We start from the raw sequence: 16,581 nt of genomic DNA, 5'->3' as shown, positions 1-16,581 counted from the left end.
GGGTGGGGACGCGCATTCCAGCCGCCCCGGCCCTTGGGGAGCAAGCCGGCCCACCCGCCACTCCGGGTGCTGTCCCGTTCACCCCACCCGTGGGTTGTCATTGACGCGGCACGCCTTCCACGGCGGCGGGCGCGTCAGTCCTTGTAGACGACCTTGGAGCCTCCGCTGGCGCGCACGTCGCTCTGGCTCGGGCGGGACACGAGCTGGAGGATGCTGCCCCCGGAGGCCTCGCCGCTGACGCGGTCGGACGCATCCACCTCCACGCGCGAGCCGCCGCTCGCTTCCGCGTCCAGCGTCTTGACGCCCTTCACGTCCAGGGCCCGCACGATGGAGCCCCCGCTGGCCTCGACGTCGAAGTCCGAAGCCCGTCCCGCCAGCGTCACCTTCGAGCCACCACTGGCCTCGGTCTCCACCTGGCGTGCATCCACGCCGCGCACGTTGACGATGGCGCCGCCGCTGGCCTCGACGTCGAACTCGTCCGTGCGCGTGGCGTCCGCGTCCACGTGGCTGCCGCCGCTGGCGTGGATGCCTTCGACGCGCGGGCTGGAGACGTACAGGCGGACGCTGCTGCCTTTGAATCCGCTGAAGAGCTTCTTGTCCACGCGGGTGCGCAGCGTCCCGTCATGCACATCCATTTCGATTCGGGACACGAGTTCGGCCGGTCCCTCCAGGCGCACGGACTTGGGGCCCACCTTCACCTCGGCCCGGATGCCGTGGCTCACCGATACCTCGTCGAAGTCGGGCACCTCCCGGACATCGCCTCGCTGCTGTTGTGCGGAAGCGGACGCACCGGCTTGAGAATCCTGGGCATGGGCACAGGCACCGAAGAGGAGGAAGGCGGCGACGATTGAGACGCGGGCGGGGGACATGGGCACGCTCCAATGGAAATGGGGGCCACGACATGGGCCCCGGCGTGCTCAAGGTACGCACGGTCCCCGCATTGATTGCCTGCCCCGCCGTTCAGGGGTCCGAAAGCAGGCTCAACGGGCCGCGGACGGAGGTCGTCTCCCCGGGCTTGATGTCCACGGGGACCTGGTGCGCCTTGGTGGTGGCATCCACCAGCTTCAGGGTGTGCTGGCCCGCGGGCAGCTTCACCTTGAAGAGCGGCGTCTTGCCCAGGTCCTGGCCGCCGAGGAACACCTGGGCCTTGGGCTCGGTGACCAGGGTGAGGAAGCCGGGCTCGCCCGCCGGTACGCTCTCCGAGGAGGGCGGCGTGGCCGGCGCCTTGCGGGCTGCCGGGGCGACCGCCTTGCTCCGCTGCGTCCCGTTGCGGACGCGCTTGAAGGTCCGGGGCTCCTTGAGCGGGGCATCGTCCTCGGTGGCGGAGTCCGAGTCCGGGGCACTCTCATCCGGCACGGGGACCTGATCCGTCAGGGTGACGGGGTCCACATCCGCGATGGCCAGGGCCGAATCACCCGTGTCCTTCGGCCCATCGTTCACCGGTGGGGCCGCGGGCGTCGCTGTCCCCGCCGCCAGGTTCTTGTCCGCGTTCACCGGAGGCCGTGTCCCGGCGGCTTGCTGGGAGGCCGGTGGGGCACCCTGGCCGAGCAGGGGTTTCAGCCGGGAGGACACGACGCCACCATCCAGCCCCAGCATCACCACCGCGACGCCCAGCGCCAGCACGCCCACCACCGCCGTGACAGCCATCCAGGCCCGGCTTCGCTGAGGTTGTGGTTGGACCTGGGGGGCCCGTGCGCGCCTGGGGCTTGTCGTGTCGCTCCCCCGGCTTTGCACCGTGGATTCTTCTTCGTCCTCCTCCATGGGCATGTCGTGGAAGCGGACGGGCTGGGTGGTGGGCTCGGTCGAGGAGCCACCCTGCCTGCGGCGGGGAGGAATGGGGCGGCGCGGTGAGGGCGTCACCGGAACCGTGTCCCCACCACGCTCGGGGGGCAGCACCGGCATGCGAATCATCGCCGTCTGCAGGTCGCGCTCGGCGGGGGGCGGCGTGGGCACGGAGGCGCGCAGGCCGTCCTGGGTGCGGGACGCGCGGGACCGTGCCTCGGCACGCGGGGGCTCATCCACGGGTGGGGAAGGCTCGGGTGTGCGAGCTGAACGGGCTCGTGGAGCATCATCCGGGGTGGGAGCCGGATCATGTGCGCGGGATGAACGGGCCCGAGGCGCGTCATCGCCAGCAGGCGCCGGATCAGTCGTGCGGGACGAGCGTGCCCGAGGCGCATCATCCGCGACAGGGAGCGTATCCGGCGTGCGAATCGGTCGGGCGCGAGACTCCCCAGGCGCTGGCGGAGCGGGTGGCTCCGGGGAACGCACCCCGCGGACCTGGGTCTGTTCCCGATCAGTGACCTGGGCCTCGGCCGCCGAGGCCCGCGAGCCCTGACGTGCGGAGGCCTCACCCGGCGCGGACGCAGAGGCGCCCGCGTCCCGGCCGGTGCCCGGCACCTGCGTGCGGACCGTGTGCTCCGGAGAGTGGGCCGGCATCCCCGGCTGGGTGCGCACGTGCTGCCCCCCGGACGGAGGGAGCGTCGTCGCCTCGGCGGGAGGAGGCGGCGGAGCGTGTGCGTCAGCGGGAGACGCGCGCGAGGCCAGCCGCTTGCCCGGAGGCGCCTGAAGCACGGCCTTGCGAACGGTGTCGGCTTCAGGGGACGCGGCGGGAGCGCCCGTGGTGGGACGCCGGGGCGCGGGGGGCGGCGCGGCGTTCCGAGGCGCTCCCGAAGCCCGAGGCGACGGCGGCAAGGTGACGCCGCCGGTGGGCAGCTCGGACGGCTCGACCCCCATGGCCATCACCTTGGCCAGGTTCACCACGCCGGTGGTGTCCCCCGTGTCGTTCTGCCCGCTCATCAGGAGCTGCCGCGTCTGCTCTCGCCGGTCGGAGAAGAGGCGGAGCATCAGCTCACTGCTCTGCTCGGGATGCCAGATGAGCGGTCCCACGGCGCGCTCGATGGCGCGGGCGAACTCCAGCGTGGAGGCGTACCGGTCCTCGCGGCGCTTGGACAGCGCGCGCATGACGATGGCGTCCAGCTCCGGCGGTATGTGCTTGTTGGTGCGCGAGGGCGGCGTCACCTCGCAGCGCAGCACCGCGTTCATCATCGCCTCGGCCTGCTTGGCGTAGAACAGCCGCATGCCGGTGAGGCACTCGTGCAGCACCACGCCGAGGCTGAACAGGTCGCTGCGCGCATCCAGCGGCTCGCCCATGATCTGCTCGGGCGACATGTACCCGCTGGTGCCCTTCACCATGCCCACCGCGGTGCGGCTGGCGCGGGCCAGGCTCTTGGCGATGCCGAAGTCGAGCAGCTTGGTGACGCCCTCGTACGTCACCATGATGTTCTTCTCCGCCACGTCCCGGTGGATGACGGGAGAGGGGCGGCCCAGCGGATCCGTGAAGGTGTGTGCGTAGTGCAGCGCCACGGCGGTATCGCGCACCGTCATCAGGCTGTAGCCCATGGGGATGGGCGTGTTGGCCTGCCGGCACGCGCGGGCCACCTCCACCAGCGTGGCGCCCGGGACGAACTCCATGGAGAGGAAGAGCTCTCCGTCCGCGATGTCCAGGTCGTACACCTGGGCGATATGCGGGTGGTTGAACGCGGCCGTCACCTTGGCCTCGTCCAGGAACATCCGGACGAATTCCTCCTCGCCGCGGATGTCGGGGAGGATTTGCTTCAGCACCACCAGCTTGTGGAAACCCGCCAGGCCACGCTGGGACGCGAGGAAAATCTCCGCCATCCCGCCCGTCGACAGGCGGCAGAGCACCTCGTACTTGCCCAGCGAGCGCGCTTCCGGCGCGAGCGGCAGCGTGTTCCCACTCATTGAATGGCGCCGAATGTACACCGCGAGCCGGATGGACGCGAAAGCCCCGTCCCTCACGGGTTCGTTACCGGACCTGATGACTTCCCGGGTAGGGCGGAATTGAAGCCGGATTCAGGTGGGGAATCGTGGGCGGCCCGGACGGAGGATGTCAGGGGCGCGGGCCCGGCTGCGTCACCGGCGGCAGGTCGCCAATTCCTGGCGATGGCTTTCCCGGTGAGACGCAGGCCCTCCATGGGCCGTGCTCCCGGGGGCTGACATTTTCCCGCGCGAGCCCTGCTTTCCCAGGATGGGAGTGGGCTAAACACGCGCTCAAGGTTCCATGGATACTTCTGTTTCGCCCCGCACCGTCACCGGCCGTCTCGACGTCCACCCTCGAGGCTTCGGCTTCCTCACCGTTCAGACGCCCGGCTCGCCCGAGGTGCTGTCGGCCTTCGTCCCTCCGCCCGACCTCAATCCGTACTTCGCCGGGGACGTCGTCACGGCCACGGTGACGGCGGGCGCGGATGGGCGCTGGTCGGCCAGCCAGCTGTCGTTGGTGGAGCGGCCTCGCACGCAGGTCTACGGCGAGGTGGTGCTGCGCAAGGGCGCGACCCTGCTCCACGTGGACCGCGAGGTGGCCAACGCGGACTGGGTGCTCGACCCCGCGGGGACGCAGGTGCAGGCCGGTGACGCGGTGGTGGCGCGCATCGACGAAGGCAAGGTGGTGCTGCTCTACCGGGTGGAGGAAGGGGAGGACCGCTCCCTGGAGCGCGTCATCGCCCGGCACGGGCTGCGAAAGGACTTCTCCGCGGAAGTCGTCGAGGAAGCGCGGGGGGCGCGCGCGGTGCCGCATGCGGTGGGCGCGCGGAGGGACTTGCGGGACGTGCCCACGGTGACGGTGGATGCGCCGTCCACGCGGGACATCGACGACGCGATTTCGGTGCTGCCGGCGGGGCCGGATGGGGCGCTGCGGCTCCTGGTGTCCATCGCGGACGTGGGTGAGTACGTGAAGCAGGGCACGGCGCTGGACGCCGAGGCACGTGAGCGGGCCACCAGCGTGTACCTGGCGGGGCGCGTGCTGCCGATGTTGCCGGAAGCGTTGTCTTCGCACTGGCTGAGCCTGATGCCGGGCGAGGAGCGGCTGTGCCTCACGGTGGAGCTGCGCATCGACCCGCAGGGCCGGGTGACGGCGGCGGACGTGTACGAGAGTGTCATCCGCTCGTGGGCGCGGCTGAACTACGACGAGGTGGCCGCCTTCCTGGACCGGGGTGAGGTGTCGGCGCCCATGGAGCCGGTGCGCGAGGTGATGCCGTGGTTCCGGCTGGCGGCGGCGCGGCTGGCGGTGGCGCGGGCCGCGCGAGGTGGCATGGAGTTCGCGCGGGACGAGGCGCGCTTCACCTTCGACCAGACGACGGGCGAGCTGTCCGGGCTGGTGAGTGAGAAGCCGACGTCGGCGCACGCGATGATTGAGCGCTTCATGGTGGCGGCGAACGAGTCCATCGCCGGGTGGCTGCTGGCGCGCGGCCTGCCCGGGGTGTACCGCGTGCACGAGCAGCCGGACCCGTTGCGGGTGGCGGACCTGAATGCGTTCGCGGAGACGTCCGGCTTCGCGGCGGGCTTCGGACGGGAGCTGACGCCGCTCGCGCTGGCGGCGTTCGACCGGCAGATTGCAGGCGCGGTGGCGGAGCCGGCGCTGCGTTCGGTGCTGCGGCGCTCACTGGGCCCGTCGCGCTACACGGTGAAGCCGGGGCCGCACTTCGGCCTGGCGGCGCCGCTGTATCTGCACTTCACGTCACCGATTCGCCGCTACGCGGACCTGGCGGTGCACCGGACGTTGAAGGGGTACCTGCGTGGGCGCCGGGACTTCGTGGATGAAGACCCGGGGATGGAGGCGCTCGCGGTGCACATCAACGCGAAGGCGCGCGCGTCGACGCGGGCGGAGAACGACCGGCACCGCGAGTTGGAGGCGCGGTGGATGGCGGGGCACGTGGGCAAGCAGTTCCAGGCGCGTGTGACGCGGGTGCGGCCCTTCGGCCTGGTGGTGCAGTTGGATGGCATGTTGGTGGAAGGCGTGGTGCCCGCGGATGCCCTGTCCGGAGGTCCCTTCCGGCCGGACGCGCGCGAGCTGTCCCTGGTGGGCAAGGAGCGGACCTTCACCGTGGGCATGCCAGTGACGGTGAAGGTGACCTCCACCGACGAGCAGCTCGGCCGCATCGAGCTGTCACTGGCTGAGTAACCGGCGCGCGCTCGCCCTCAACCCGCGAACGGCAGGCCGTCCGTCTTCCCCGTCAAATCCTTCGCGGTGGCCCACCCGAGCAGCCCCGTGGAGGACTTCACCAGGTAGAGGTAATCCTCACCCTTGCGGCCCGAAGGCGCGGCGGCGAGGACCTGAATCTTCGAGCCCTGGGCCAGCGTCGCGACGACGCTCTTGTCCGTGCGGCTGCGCGCCAGCGGGAACGACTGCTTCACCGTGGCCTCGACGCCAACGGCGTACAGGTCCAGCGGCACCTCGGACACCTTGCCCGTCTTCGCATCCACGACGTACTTGTCGCGCCGGTTCCAGAAGCCCTGCCATGAGTCGGACAGGATGATGCCGTTGCCCTTGGCCTCGGTGAGCGCGGGCACGGTGCCCAGCAGCTTCAGCGCCTTGCCGTCGAAGCCGTAGATGTACGAGCGCTGGTCGTAGTCCGTCTGCCCGGTGCGCACCACGAGCTCCTTGCGCTTGTCCCGGCTATCCAGGTCCACGATGAACACGCCCGCGGGCTCATTGTCATCACCGGGGCCCCGGATGGTGGCGCTGCCCGCCTTGAGGATGAACTCGTTCTTCGGTTCGTCGAACTGGATGGACACGGCTTCCGGCGTGCCATCACCGTTCAAATCCACCGAGGCGGACTTCACAGGGGCCGTGTCATCCGCGATGGCCAGCGGCGCCGTCAGCAGGGAGCACGTCATCACCGCCAGCACGGACGCGTTCGTCTTCATCGAAGTCCTCGGTGTCACGCGGCGCCGTGGAAGCACGGCCCGGATTATCGCGCCCGCATCGTAGCCACACGGGGGGTGCGATGCGGCTGGGATTCACCGCGTCGCCGCGCTCAATCCTGCCGTCCGAAGCGCCCCCGGAAGTGTGTATCCAGATAGACCTCCGCATGCTCGTAGGTGGCCAGGTCCGTCGCGGACAGCGGGCCGCCGTGCTCGAGCAGGTTCGCGCGCCGGGCGCGTTGCAGCACCGAGCGCGGCGCCCCTTCCGAAGCAGGCGCCAGCGTGCGCGCCACGGTGGCCACTCGCGCATGGGCCTCGTCCACCACCGCGAGCGCTTCGTCCAGCGAGACTTCCTTCTCAGTCAGCGCGGAGAACAGCTGACAGTGATAACGCCTGCAGCTCGCAGGGCGGTCCTCGTAGATGGTGCACGTGCGCTCATCCAGGGCCGGGCAGTGTTGCATCAAGGCGAGGCTTCCATCCGTGCGTGCGCCCACGGGGAATCCCCGCCGCTGGAGCGCCAGGGCTTCCTCCGGATGGAGCGACACGTGCGTGAAAAGCGTTCCGTCACAGCACATGCCGCAACGAAGGCAGAGGGTGTTGCGCGGCATGCTCCTTCCCCTAACCCGCTGACGGAGCTGGTTCCACCTCAGCGAGCAGGCGTACGAGCGCTCACCCTCCCGGTGGCCATGCCACACCCCCTCACCCCAAAAAAACCTGGGTGCACACGGACCCGATGGGATGCGGGCGCACATCCCGTCTGAGAGGGAAATGACCATCCGTGCGACACTTGAAAAATCAGACATCCAGTCCTGTCCTGGAGAACAGGTTACGCGCGGCTCGTTCGTGCTCACGCTTCCAGTGAGAATTCTCAAGTCTCGCACCTGTGAAGCCGTACAATCGGCGTCCTTCAGACAACGGAGCTGTCATGCAGGCGGACACGCTGGAAGGGTTGAGCGGCCGGGCGTCGATGCTCGGTTACCGGATGGGGACGGAACTGACGGCGGTGGCGTCATTCGGAAACCTCCAGGCGCCGTGTCGGCTGGTGCAGCTGTCGTTGGAGCACCTGACGCTGAACCTCGGTACGCAGGCGGCGCCGAAGCCGGGCGACACCGCCTCCGTGGTGCTGGGCCATGGCGAGCGATGGGCCACCGCGCTGGACGTGGAGGTCATGGACGTGCGCGGCGCGCCGGAGGTGAGCATGCGCTTCCTGGCGCCGCCCCTGGACGCGGGCCGCCGCATCGTCTCCGTGCTGGAGGCCCTGCGTGACAACGGCCTGCTGCTCCCGCCGGAGACGCGGCCGGTGTGGAAGGAGCGCATCGAGCACCCCGACCGCGTGCGGCGCATCTGCGACGCGCTGGTGGGCAGACAGGCGCGCGGAATGGCGCGGACCGCGGACGGGCGCAAGGTGCCGGTGACGGCCGCGTACTTCGACCCGCGCGAAGGCCGCATGGGCTGGCGCTTCGAGGGCGGACTGCCCGCGCAGCCCTTCACCCTGGAGGCCTTCGGCTACAGCAGCGTGGTGCACCTGGAGGTCAGCGAGGCGCGCGAGGAGTCCGGCCTGGTGCTGATGCCGCTGCCCCGGGAGCTCGTTCGTTACCGCCACCGCTGGCTGCGGCGCGCGCCGCCGAGCCGTGCCTGCACGCTGTCCTTCGACCATCCGCTGTGGCCGCAGGTGCACGTGCGGCGTCAGGTGTTGGACCTGTCCTATGAGGGCATCGCCTTCCTGACGGAGCCCGGCGAGGACCTGCTGTACCCGGGCCTGCGCCAGCCGGTGCTGGAGGTCGTGACGGAAGGAATGGCGCCGGTGCGGCTGCGCGCCGAGGTGCGCAACATCTCCAGCACCGCGGCGGGCCGCCGCTGCGGCATGTCCGTGCGTCCCCTGGATGCGGCGGGCGCGCAGGCCTGGCGCGCGCTGGTGGAGGCGCAGATGCACCCGGCCACCCAGGTGGAGGGTGACTGGGGGGATGCCACCTGGAAGCTCTTCGACGGCTCGGGTTACTTCCGGCTGCCGGGCAAGTCGCCGGAGGACTTCGAGGACGCGCACCCCAGCTTCGACGCCACGCTCGCGCGGCTGGAGGGCCGGACGCGGCTGGGCTACCGGGTGGTGCACCCGGAGGGGCAGTCCGTGGGCGCCACGCTGTCGGTGGTGAAGCCGTACGAAGGCAGCTGGATGGCGCACCAGCTGGCGCGTCAGCCGGTGAAGGGCAGCCGCACGTCGGCGCGCGAGGCGCTGCGCGACATCTACCTGCGCGGCTACGAGCCCACGCAGGTGGACCCGGAGGTGAAGTGGTTCTTCGCCTTCTGCGAGGCGCGCGTGCGCTGGGTGCGCTTCACCAAGTTCGACTTCGCCACCTGGTACGAGCACACGGGCCAGACGTGCCTCGTGCCCTTCCAGTTGATGGAGGCGGAGGTGGACGGGGCCTGGGAAATCCCCGCGGGCATCGAGGTGGGCACGCCCACCGAAGCGGAGCGCGCGGCCTTCTTCCAGCAGGTGGAGCGCACGCGCCCGCTGGCCTACCGCGAGGCGCTGGACCTGGTGCCGGAGCGCTTCGACCTCAAGCGCGCCAAGGAGCGCTGGGGCGAGGCGGGGATGGGCCGCGAGCGCGAGCTGGTGGTGGCGCGGCATGAGGGCAAGCCCGTCGTCCTGGCGGTGTTTGAGACGGCGCAGCCGGGCCTCAACCTCTTCAACGTGCTGGACGGCGTGCGGCTGGTGCCGCTGGTGGACGACGCGACGAAGGAGGCCCAGGACGCCATGGTGGCGCTGCTGGCCCACGCGGCGGACTGGTACCGCGCGCGTGAGCGCAAGGTGTTCATCCACTACGTGGAAGCGGCCTGCGTGGAGTACGTGGAGCGCGCGTCGCTCGCGGACCTGGGCGAAGGCAAGCTGTGGGTCATCTCCGCCAGCCTGCTGCCCGAGTTTCTCGAGCACCTCTTCGAGGCCACCACGCCCCCGGCGGGGGCGTAGTCGCGGGGACGGGGGCTCAGCCCTCGTCTTCGTCCGGGTCCGGGTAGGACTCCAACTCCTCGTCTTCCTCGGCGGTGTGCGCCGGGCCGCGCTTCTTGCCCTTGCTGTCGCCACTGCCGACGTCGAAGTCCGCCGCCACCACGTACCACTGGCGGCCCTGCTGGATGCGGCGCAGCAGGCCTTGCTGCTCCAGCGCGGCCAGCAGCCGGGCGAAGGTGGAGAAGCCGTGCTCGCGCTCGTCGAAGTCGGGCTCCTTGCGGACGATGGCTTCCTTGATGAGGGACGGGTTCACCGGCCCGGTGGCGCGCGCCAGCATGCTCTGCACCACCTCGCGGGCGATGTCCGGCACCTCCGTCTTCGGCTGCTGGGACTTGCCGCCACCCTGCGGCGTCTTCTCCTTGTCTCCCCGGCCCTTCTCGTCGCGCCCGTGGCGGCCGCCGCGCTTGCCGTGTCCCGCCTCCTCGGCGGACACGCTCTGCCGGCCCTTCTCCTTGTCGCCCTTGTCGGAGCGTGACTGGCGCGGGCGCAGGTAGATGAATTCGTCGCAGGCCTTCACGAAGAGCGGCGACGTGGACTCCTTCACCGCGAGCCCGATGACGGTGCGCCCGTTCTCACGCAGCTTGTAGGCCAGCGGGCAGAAGTCGCTGTCCCCGGAGCCGATGACGAAGGTGTCGATGCTCTCGCGCGCGTAGCACAGCTCCAGCGCGTCGATGACCAGGCGCATGTCCGCGCCATTCTTGCCGGCGCGCGTGGAGGGCGGCACGTCGATGAGCTCCACGCCGAACTCGTGCAGCCGGATTTTGGCCTCGGCGAAGCGGGACCAGTCGCAGTAGGCGCGGCGGAAGACGACCTTGCCCTTCTCCAGCAGCCGGTCGAGCGAGGGCTGCAAGTCGAAGCTCGCGGAGCTGATGCCCGTGTTGGTGACGAGGTTCTCGAAGTCGATGAAGAGGGCGATGCGGTGCTCAGCGTTGCGACCGTTCACGTGCGGCCTCTGCGTGGTGCCGCCTCGAAGGCGGTGGGGAAAGGGGTCCGGGCAGGACGGCGCACCCTAGCCCGAATCGCTCGAGGAGAGAGGATGCTCCCGGTAAGGACCGGCTGAATATTGGACGGTCCTCACGCAAGGGATGCCGATGTGTCATTGGATGTTACTCGGGGATAAAGCTTGACGCAATGATGGTGAATTGGCTGGGTTGAAACCAGGCGCTTGTATGGGCCAGGGGGAAGCCGCGTCGTCAACGTCACTCCAGGCTTCAATGACACACCATGCTTGATACGAAAACGTGCTGCGCATCACCTGTCTGGTGTTGCTGGGTGCACTGGGGGGCTGCACGCAAGCCTCTTCTGGGGATGCGACGTCCACGGTCCCTTGGGGAGAACGGAAGGCAGGTGGGAGGGGCGGGACCGCGGTTGAGGGCACGCTCCGCCCGCCTGCCTGGAACGCGCGCGCCGGCTTCGGACCTGGCCAGCAGGTCCGCTCGTGGGCCCGGTGCGCCGCATGGCACACGGCCCTTGGTGCGACGGAACGTTCTGTCCACAGGAGTGGGGCCTCGGGTCAGGGCCTAGCTTGTCGGCAACGGGGGGCTCACGGCCCCTCCAGGAGGAGGACCCATGAAACGAATGCACGCTGGGAACTGGCGGGCCGCCGCCGTGGCGGCGCTGATGGTACCGGTGGCTGTCCTGGCCCGTGAACCCGTCAACATCCCAGATGACGGCTCCGGCGCTGGCAATGTGCCCAGACAGGAGGGCCTGGACCGGAGCTTCACCAACTTCGGCGCGACCATGTCCATTGACCGCTCCAGCAGCGGCAGTCAGCGCAACCTGCGCGTGGGCCCTCAGGCCAATGGCGTGGGCATGCCCATCCGCGAGGTGACGCCGGACCAGGAGGAGATGAAGCGCCTGTCCGGCAAGGTGCTGAAGCTCAACGGGCAGATGCTCTACCTGGAGACGGAGCCCGGCGCCGTGGTGCCCCTGGACCTGAGCGCGCTGCGCATCCGCAAGCAGCCGGAGAAGGGCCAGCACGTGGTGGCCGTCTACCAGGTGGAGAACACCACGGAGAACGTGGCGCTGGCGCTCGCCGGCGAGGTGCAGCCGAAGGACTGACGCGCTTCAGTCCTCCGGGTGGAGTTGGACGAGCGAGGGCAGTTCCGCTGCCCTCGCCCGGAGCCGCGGCTTGGGCCGGATGGCCACCGGCACGCGCGAGGCCGCCAGCAACTCCAGGTCGAACACGTTGTCCCCGAAGGCCGCGTAGAGCGGCTGGGACGTGCGCGAGCGCAGGCAATGCACCTTCCCGGCCGCGTAGGGAATGGGCTCGACGATGCCGGCCAGCACCGTCCCATCCTCCGTGCGCGGCGTGCAGGCCAGCACATTCAAGGGGTCCAGCCCCACTTCATGAACGGCGGCCTCCACGACGGCGAGCGGCGAGGCGCTGACCACGTAGCAGGGGATGCCCTGGCCGCGGGCCCACTCGACGACGCGGCGGCTCTCCGGGTGGATGCGCTGTTTGACTGCGTGGCGGGCCACCACGTCCTTCGCGAAGGCGCGCACCGCGTCCACGCGCCAACCGGCGAAGAGCCACGCCACCATCTCGTAGATGTCCTTCTCCGGAATCCGCCCCGCCTCGAAGGCGGCGAAGAGCTGGTGTGCCAGCTCGCGCGCGGGCAGGCCCTTCTCGAAGCCATGTGCGGTGGCCAGCCGCTCCAGGGCGGTGTGCGCTTCCGGGCGGATGTCGCCGTGCTCCAGCAGGGCCAGGAACAGGTCGTCTCCGACGTCTCCGCTCCACAGCGTGCCATCGCCGTCGAAGGCCAGCACCCCGCCGGGGGCGCGCTCGGCCTCCAACCGGATGCGCTCCAGCGTCTCCTCTACACGCTCCATCTTCATGGGCGCGCATCCTCCCCCGGCCTCGAGCTCGCGTCACCCCAGCCGTGTTCCGTCGTCATCACTTCGCGGCGCTCGCTCGTGCCTCGTCCAGGAGGCTCAGGTCCACCAGCCCGTCGATGTTGGCGTCGGTGATGAAGCCCAGCGTCTTCGCGTGCTCGGCCGCGGTGGCGAGCGCCCGCGGCACCGGGTCCAGGCTGGGCTCCAGCCGGGAGAAGGCCTGCTGGAGGATGCCGGCGGGCAACGGTTTGCTCGTGAGCTGGCCGAAGGCGGCGTTGGCCGCGGTGGTGAAGCCGGCCGGGTCCTCCTGCCAGCGCTCGGTGAGTCGCACGTGCGCGCGCAGCAGGGCGACCACGCGCGGGCGTTGTGTCTCCAGCACCTGTCGCGTCGTCACCAGCACCGTGGTGGGAAAGCGCTCGCCGGGCCACAAGTCCTTCTCATTCACCAGGATGTGGCCCTTGCCCTCGGCCACCAGGCGCGCGCCCCAGGGCTCCGGCACCCAGGCGCCCTCAATGCCGCCGCGCAGGAACTGGCCCAGGATGTCCGGGTTGCTCAGCGGGAAGATTTGCACGTCCCCGGTGCCGTCCAGGCGCGTCGTCAGCCCTTGCTGCTTGAGCCAGTAGCGCAGGGCGATGTCCTGCGTGTTGCCCAGCTGCGGCGACGCCAGCTTCTTGCCCTTGAGCTCCGCGGGCGTCTTCACCGTGCGCACCACCAGCACCGCGCCGTTGTTCACCGCGCCGGCGATGACGCGCAGCTCGCGCCCCGCCTTGAGGAACGTGTTGATGGCTGGACCGCTGCCTACGTAGGACACGTCCAGTGAACCGGCCACCAGCGCCTCCATGGCGGCGGGCCCCGCGTTGAACTGCATCACCTCCAGGCGGCCCACGCCCGGCTGCGAGGCGAACGTGCCCTCCGCGTTGCCCACCAGGGCCTGGGCGTGGGTGATGTTGGGGAAGAAGCCCAGGCGCAGCGGCGCGTCCGGGCCGCGCGCGGCGGACTCGCGCTTGCAGCCCGCGCCGAGCACCGCCAGTCCAGCGACCACCACGGGCAACAGGAAGTGGAAGACACGCATGGCTGCTGAAGGTGTGACGCGGCGGCGGGATTTCAACGCCCGCCGAAGCCAAGCGTCAGGCGCCACACGGCCGTGGGCCTCACGTCGTCGCCGTCAGCCCCCACCGCCGCCGCAGCCGCACCTCCACCGTCTGGAAGAGGACACGGTCCACCGCGGTGCCGATGATGACGATGGCCACCATGACGGCCATGACCTGGGGCACGTCCATCAGCTCGCGGCCCACCGTGAGCAACTGCCCCAGGCCGCCGGAGACGAAGAGCAGCTCACCGGCCAGCAGCGCGCGCCAGGCGAAGCTCCATCCCAGCTTCAGGCCGGTGACGATGCCGGGCAGGGCCGCGGGCAGCAGCACGCCGAACTGGAAGCGCAGGCCTCGCACGCCCAGGGTGCTGGCCACGCGGGTGAGCTGCGGGTCCACGCCGTTGACGCTGTCCTCGGTGGCGATGGCGATACCCAGCACGCTGCCCATGACGACGACGAAGAGGATGGCGCCATCCGTCAGCCCGAACCACAGCAGCGCCAGTGGCAGCCAGCAGATGGACGGCAGCGCCTGGAGCCCCATCACCACCGGCTTCACGGCGTTGCGGAAGAAGGGGATGCGGGAAATCAGCAGGCCCAGGGGGACGCCCAGGGCCACCGACATCAGGTAGGCGCGCAGCAGCCGCCCCAGGGAGCGTCCCGCCGCACCCACCAGTCGCCCGTCGGTGACCATGGCCACCAGGCTCTGGGCCACCGTCAGGGGCCGGGGCAGCAGGTGGGGAGACCAGACGCCCATCCGGGCCACCAGCTCCCAGAGGCCAATCAGCAACGCAATCACCAGCAGCTTCTGGGCATGGTGTTTCATGACGCACCTCTACGGGCCGGGAATCACCTGCGGACGGAGCACGGGCTGGGCGGGAGCCCGGGTGGGCGCTGGCCGGAGCGAGCGTGTGTGGGCGCGGCCCTCCACCTCACGCAGCAGGCCACCGACGTGCCGCACCATTTCATTGAGCGCCGCGTCCTCCGGCTGGCGCGGCATGGGCAGGTGGACTTCCAAATCCCGCACCACGCGTCCCGGCCTGGGAGCCATCAGCACCACGCGGGTGCCCAGCATCAGCGCTTCATGGACGTCGTGGGTGACGAACACCACCGTCTTGCCCGTGCGCACCCAGATGGACTGCAGCAGCTCCTGCATGTGGATGCGCGTCTGCGCGTCCAGCGAGCCGAAGGGCTCGTCCATCAGCAGCACGGCCGGGTCCACCGCCAGCGCGCGGGCGAGCGAGGCCCGCATCTTCATGCCGCCGGAGAGCTGGTGGGGCAGCGCGTCCTCGAAGCCGCCCAACTGCACGCGCCGGATATAGGTGTCCGCCCGCTCGCGGCGCTCGGCGCGGGGCACGCCCCGGGCGGCCAGCGCGAAGGTGATGTTGCCGCGCACGGTGAGCCACGGGAACAGGGCGGCTTCCTGGAACATCAGCAGCCGGTCCGGCCCGGGCCCGTGGATGGGCTGCCGGTCGATGGACACCGAGCCCCCCGTGGGCGCCACGTGCCCCGCCAGCGCGTAGAGCAGCGTGGACTTGCCGCACCCGGACGGACCCAGCAGGCAGACGAATTCGCCCGAGCGGACGTTGAGGTCCACGTTCTGCAAGGCGACCACCTTGTTGGCGTACTCGTGGTCCAGCCGGGCAACGCTGATTTTCGCGCGCTCCGCGCCGACATGCGCCGGCTGGAGCAGGCGCAGGGAACTTCTCCAACGGCCAAGGAGGGCGCGCAGCATCCGCCACAAACTAGGCACGTAGGTGCAAGTGGGAAGGGGGAGCAGACAAAGAGCTCATTGAGGGCCTCCTGGCCTGCTCGCCTGCTTTGCGCGCGGAGAGGGGCTCGTGGCCCACGGCCTTTGTCCCACCCGGTAGAACCTGGTGACGCTTCAGACGCGTGTTTTCATCGCCTGCCCGGCTGTCCTAGACATGGGGGCATGCTGGAGGATGACGGGATTATCAAGCTGATGCGGGGCGTTCTGGCGACCTACTCGGACAAGAGCCGCTTCGGCGCCGCCGGGCTGAGCCTCCTGCTGGGCCTGGGCGTGCTGCTGGGGGCGGGCAGCCTGGCCCTCTCCGCCGAGCCCCTCATCGACGACGAGTGGCTGGCGTGGCCCGTGGGATTGCTGGCCCCCTTCGTCGTGGGCGCCGTCGTGGCCGGCTTCCAGAAGGTGAAGCTGTGGGACTGGAAGTTCCGGTTCGACCTGGAGCGCTTCGGCGCGGCCTTCTGCGTCACGACGGGCTTCGTGCTGACCCGCTTCGTCGGTGTCCCGCTGTTCGCCGGGGGCTGAGGCGAAGGCCCTTCGTCCCGGGGGCTCAGGCGGCGCGGCTCGCCTGTTCGGTGCGCAGGTGCGTCCGCGTTCGCAGGCCCAGCCACGTCGCGAAGACGAGCAGCAGCACGCCCACGCCGCTGAAGGCGCCGCCCACGCGCAGGGAGGCGTTGCGGTCATCCCGGACGAACTCCACCGTCTTTCCGCCGGGGTTCGCGAAGGCCGCCTCCAACTGCGCCTCCACGCGCGTGGCTTCCGCTTCCTCGGTGGCCCACTGGAAGAAGAGGGGGTACTCGCCGTGCACCGTCACCAGCGTGGGCCGGAAGATGGGCACGCGGTTGCGGCGGGCGGCCCGGGTCCGGTCCACCTTGACGCCCTGCACATCCTTCATCGCGAAGCTGGCCACTTCGTCGCGGGTGAGCCAGCTGGAATGGAACAGCAGGCACACGCCGCCGGGCTGGCACCGCAGCTCCACGCGGGCCTTGGCGTTGAGCAGGTAGGGGCCCAGCACGAGGAAGGGCAGGGCGAGCAGCACGCACGCCGCCGCGGCAATGGCCGTGGTGCGGCTGCGGCGCGGCTCGTCATCGGAGTAGGAGGACTGGGGCTCGCTCACACCTCTCCTCATAGACCCGGGCGGGCCGGGTCTATGAGGAGAGGTGTGAGCGAGCC

Annotated in this window: 14 protein-coding genes; 4 read left to right on the top strand and 10 right to left on the bottom strand. The window is 70.2% G+C overall.

Features of this window, described 5'->3' with window-relative positions; all coding sequences use genetic code 11:
* Window positions 1-134 precede the first annotated feature (134 nt).
* Together FL344_RS35730 and FL344_RS35725 are read right to left on the bottom strand one after the other, a co-directional pair.
* Window positions 135-869: a head GIN domain-containing protein gene (locus tag FL344_RS35730; RefSeq protein WP_141621671.1), complete on the bottom strand. Its 735-nt coding sequence runs from the start codon at window positions 867-869 to the stop codon at window positions 135-137.
* 91 nt (window positions 870-960) lie between these two features.
* A complete protein-coding gene (locus FL344_RS35725; RefSeq protein WP_228565614.1) occupies window positions 961-3,762 on the bottom strand; it encodes a protein kinase in 2,802 nt (933 codons plus the stop codon).
* A 319-nt stretch (window positions 3,763-4,081) separates the two neighbouring features.
* On the opposite strand from FL344_RS35725, the gene FL344_RS35720 reads away from it, so the two are divergent.
* A complete protein-coding gene (locus tag FL344_RS35720) occupies window positions 4,082-5,977 on the top strand; it encodes a ribonuclease R family protein (protein WP_141621669.1) in 1,896 nt (631 codons plus the stop codon).
* Window positions 5,978-5,994: 17 nt separating this feature from the next.
* Here the strand turns inward: FL344_RS35720 and FL344_RS35715 are convergent, their stop codons facing one another.
* Window positions 5,995-6,723 (bottom strand): hypothetical protein, encoded by a 729-nt coding sequence (locus FL344_RS35715; RefSeq protein WP_228565613.1) that lies wholly within the window; start codon window positions 6,721-6,723, stop codon window positions 5,995-5,997.
* A 110-nt stretch (window positions 6,724-6,833) separates the two neighbouring features.
* The gene (locus FL344_RS35710; RefSeq protein WP_141621668.1) at window positions 6,834-7,328 is read right to left on the bottom strand and encodes a YkgJ family cysteine cluster protein; all 495 of its coding nucleotides are present in this window, start codon (window positions 7,326-7,328) and stop codon (window positions 6,834-6,836) included.
* Window positions 7,329-7,645: 317 nt separating this feature from the next.
* Between FL344_RS35710 and FL344_RS35705 the strand changes: the two genes are divergently transcribed.
* On the top strand, window positions 7,646-9,685 hold the full coding sequence (locus FL344_RS35705) for a PilZ domain-containing protein (RefSeq protein ID WP_194863373.1): 2,040 nt from the start codon (window positions 7,646-7,648) through the stop codon (window positions 9,683-9,685).
* A 16-nt stretch (window positions 9,686-9,701) separates the two neighbouring features.
* Here the strand turns inward: FL344_RS35705 and FL344_RS35700 are convergent, their stop codons facing one another.
* On the bottom strand, window positions 9,702-10,667 hold the full coding sequence (locus FL344_RS35700) for an NYN domain-containing protein (protein ID WP_141621666.1): 966 nt from the start codon (window positions 10,665-10,667) through the stop codon (window positions 9,702-9,704).
* A gap of 626 nt (window positions 10,668-11,293) precedes the next feature.
* Here FL344_RS35700 and FL344_RS35690 point away from each other — a divergent pair.
* Window positions 11,294-11,785, top strand: a complete 492-nt coding sequence (locus tag FL344_RS35690) for a hypothetical protein (protein WP_141590465.1) — start codon at window positions 11,294-11,296, stop codon at window positions 11,783-11,785.
* A 6-nt stretch (window positions 11,786-11,791) separates the two neighbouring features.
* Here FL344_RS35690 and FL344_RS35685 read toward each other — a convergent pair whose 3' ends face one another.
* The 4 genes from FL344_RS35685 to FL344_RS35670 all read right to left on the bottom strand — a co-directional run bounded on the left by FL344_RS35685 (window position 11,792) and on the right by FL344_RS35670 (window position 15,381).
* A complete protein-coding gene (locus tag FL344_RS35685) occupies window positions 11,792-12,562 on the bottom strand; it encodes an HAD family phosphatase (protein ID WP_141621664.1) in 771 nt (256 codons plus the stop codon).
* A gap of 58 nt (window positions 12,563-12,620) precedes the next feature.
* Window positions 12,621-13,631 (bottom strand): ABC transporter substrate-binding protein, encoded by a 1,011-nt coding sequence (locus tag FL344_RS35680; RefSeq protein ID WP_141621663.1) that lies wholly within the window; start codon window positions 13,629-13,631, stop codon window positions 12,621-12,623.
* A gap of 79 nt (window positions 13,632-13,710) precedes the next feature.
* Window positions 13,711-14,472 carry an ABC transporter permease gene (locus tag FL344_RS35675; protein WP_090491119.1) on the bottom strand — a complete coding sequence of 254 codons (762 nt, stop codon included), beginning with the start codon at window positions 14,470-14,472 and terminating at the stop codon, window positions 13,711-13,713.
* Window positions 14,473-14,481: 9 nt separating this feature from the next.
* Window positions 14,482-15,381, bottom strand: a complete 900-nt coding sequence (locus tag FL344_RS35670) for an ABC transporter ATP-binding protein (protein WP_141621662.1) — start codon at window positions 15,379-15,381, stop codon at window positions 14,482-14,484.
* 198 nt (window positions 15,382-15,579) lie between these two features.
* Between FL344_RS35670 and FL344_RS35665 the strand changes: the two genes are divergently transcribed.
* Window positions 15,580-15,933, top strand: coding sequence for a hypothetical protein (locus FL344_RS35665; protein WP_141621661.1), 354 nt, complete (start codon window positions 15,580-15,582; stop codon window positions 15,931-15,933).
* Window positions 15,934-15,958: 25 nt separating this feature from the next.
* Here the strand turns inward: FL344_RS35665 and FL344_RS35660 are convergent, their stop codons facing one another.
* Window positions 15,959-16,525 carry a hypothetical protein gene (locus FL344_RS35660; protein WP_228557993.1) on the bottom strand — a complete coding sequence of 189 codons (567 nt, stop codon included), beginning with the start codon at window positions 16,523-16,525 and terminating at the stop codon, window positions 15,959-15,961.
* Window positions 16,526-16,581: the final 56 nt, after the last annotated feature.

Origin of the sequence: Myxococcus sp. AB036A, from assembly GCF_006547355.1 — a bacterium.
Classification (GTDB): domain Bacteria; phylum Myxococcota; class Myxococcia; order Myxococcales; family Myxococcaceae; genus Myxococcus; species Myxococcus virescens.
The sequence above is the reverse complement of the archived record's forward strand: the minus strand, read 5'-3'. Positions and strand labels throughout refer to the sequence as shown.

Coding starts and splice junctions, on each gene's coding strand:
- FL344_RS35670 (WP_141621662.1), bottom strand. CDS start 15,381: ATGCTGCGCGCCCTCCTTGGCCGTTGGAGAAGTTCCCTGCGCCTGCTC.
- FL344_RS35680 (WP_141621663.1), bottom strand. CDS start 13,631: ATGCGTGTCTTCCACTTCCTGTTGCCCGTGGTGGTCGCTGGACTGGCG.
- FL344_RS35720 (WP_141621669.1), top strand. CDS start 4,082: ATGGATACTTCTGTTTCGCCCCGCACCGTCACCGGCCGTCTCGACGTC.
- FL344_RS35715 (WP_228565613.1), bottom strand. CDS start 6,723: ATGAAGACGAACGCGTCCGTGCTGGCGGTGATGACGTGCTCCCTGCTG.
- FL344_RS35675 (WP_090491119.1), bottom strand. CDS start 14,472: ATGAAACACCATGCCCAGAAGCTGCTGGTGATTGCGTTGCTGATTGGC.
- FL344_RS35725 (WP_228565614.1), bottom strand. CDS start 3,762: ATGAGTGGGAACACGCTGCCGCTCGCGCCGGAAGCGCGCTCGCTGGGC.
- FL344_RS35665 (WP_141621661.1), top strand. CDS start 15,580: ATGCTGGAGGATGACGGGATTATCAAGCTGATGCGGGGCGTTCTGGCG.
- FL344_RS35710 (WP_141621668.1), bottom strand. CDS start 7,328: ATGCCGCGCAACACCCTCTGCCTTCGTTGCGGCATGTGCTGTGACGGA.
- FL344_RS35690 (WP_141590465.1), top strand. CDS start 11,294: ATGAAACGAATGCACGCTGGGAACTGGCGGGCCGCCGCCGTGGCGGCG.
- FL344_RS35685 (WP_141621664.1), bottom strand. CDS start 12,562: ATGAAGATGGAGCGTGTAGAGGAGACGCTGGAGCGCATCCGGTTGGAG.
- FL344_RS35705 (WP_194863373.1), top strand. CDS start 7,646: ATGCAGGCGGACACGCTGGAAGGGTTGAGCGGCCGGGCGTCGATGCTC.
- FL344_RS35730 (WP_141621671.1), bottom strand. CDS start 869: ATGTCCCCCGCCCGCGTCTCAATCGTCGCCGCCTTCCTCCTCTTCGGT.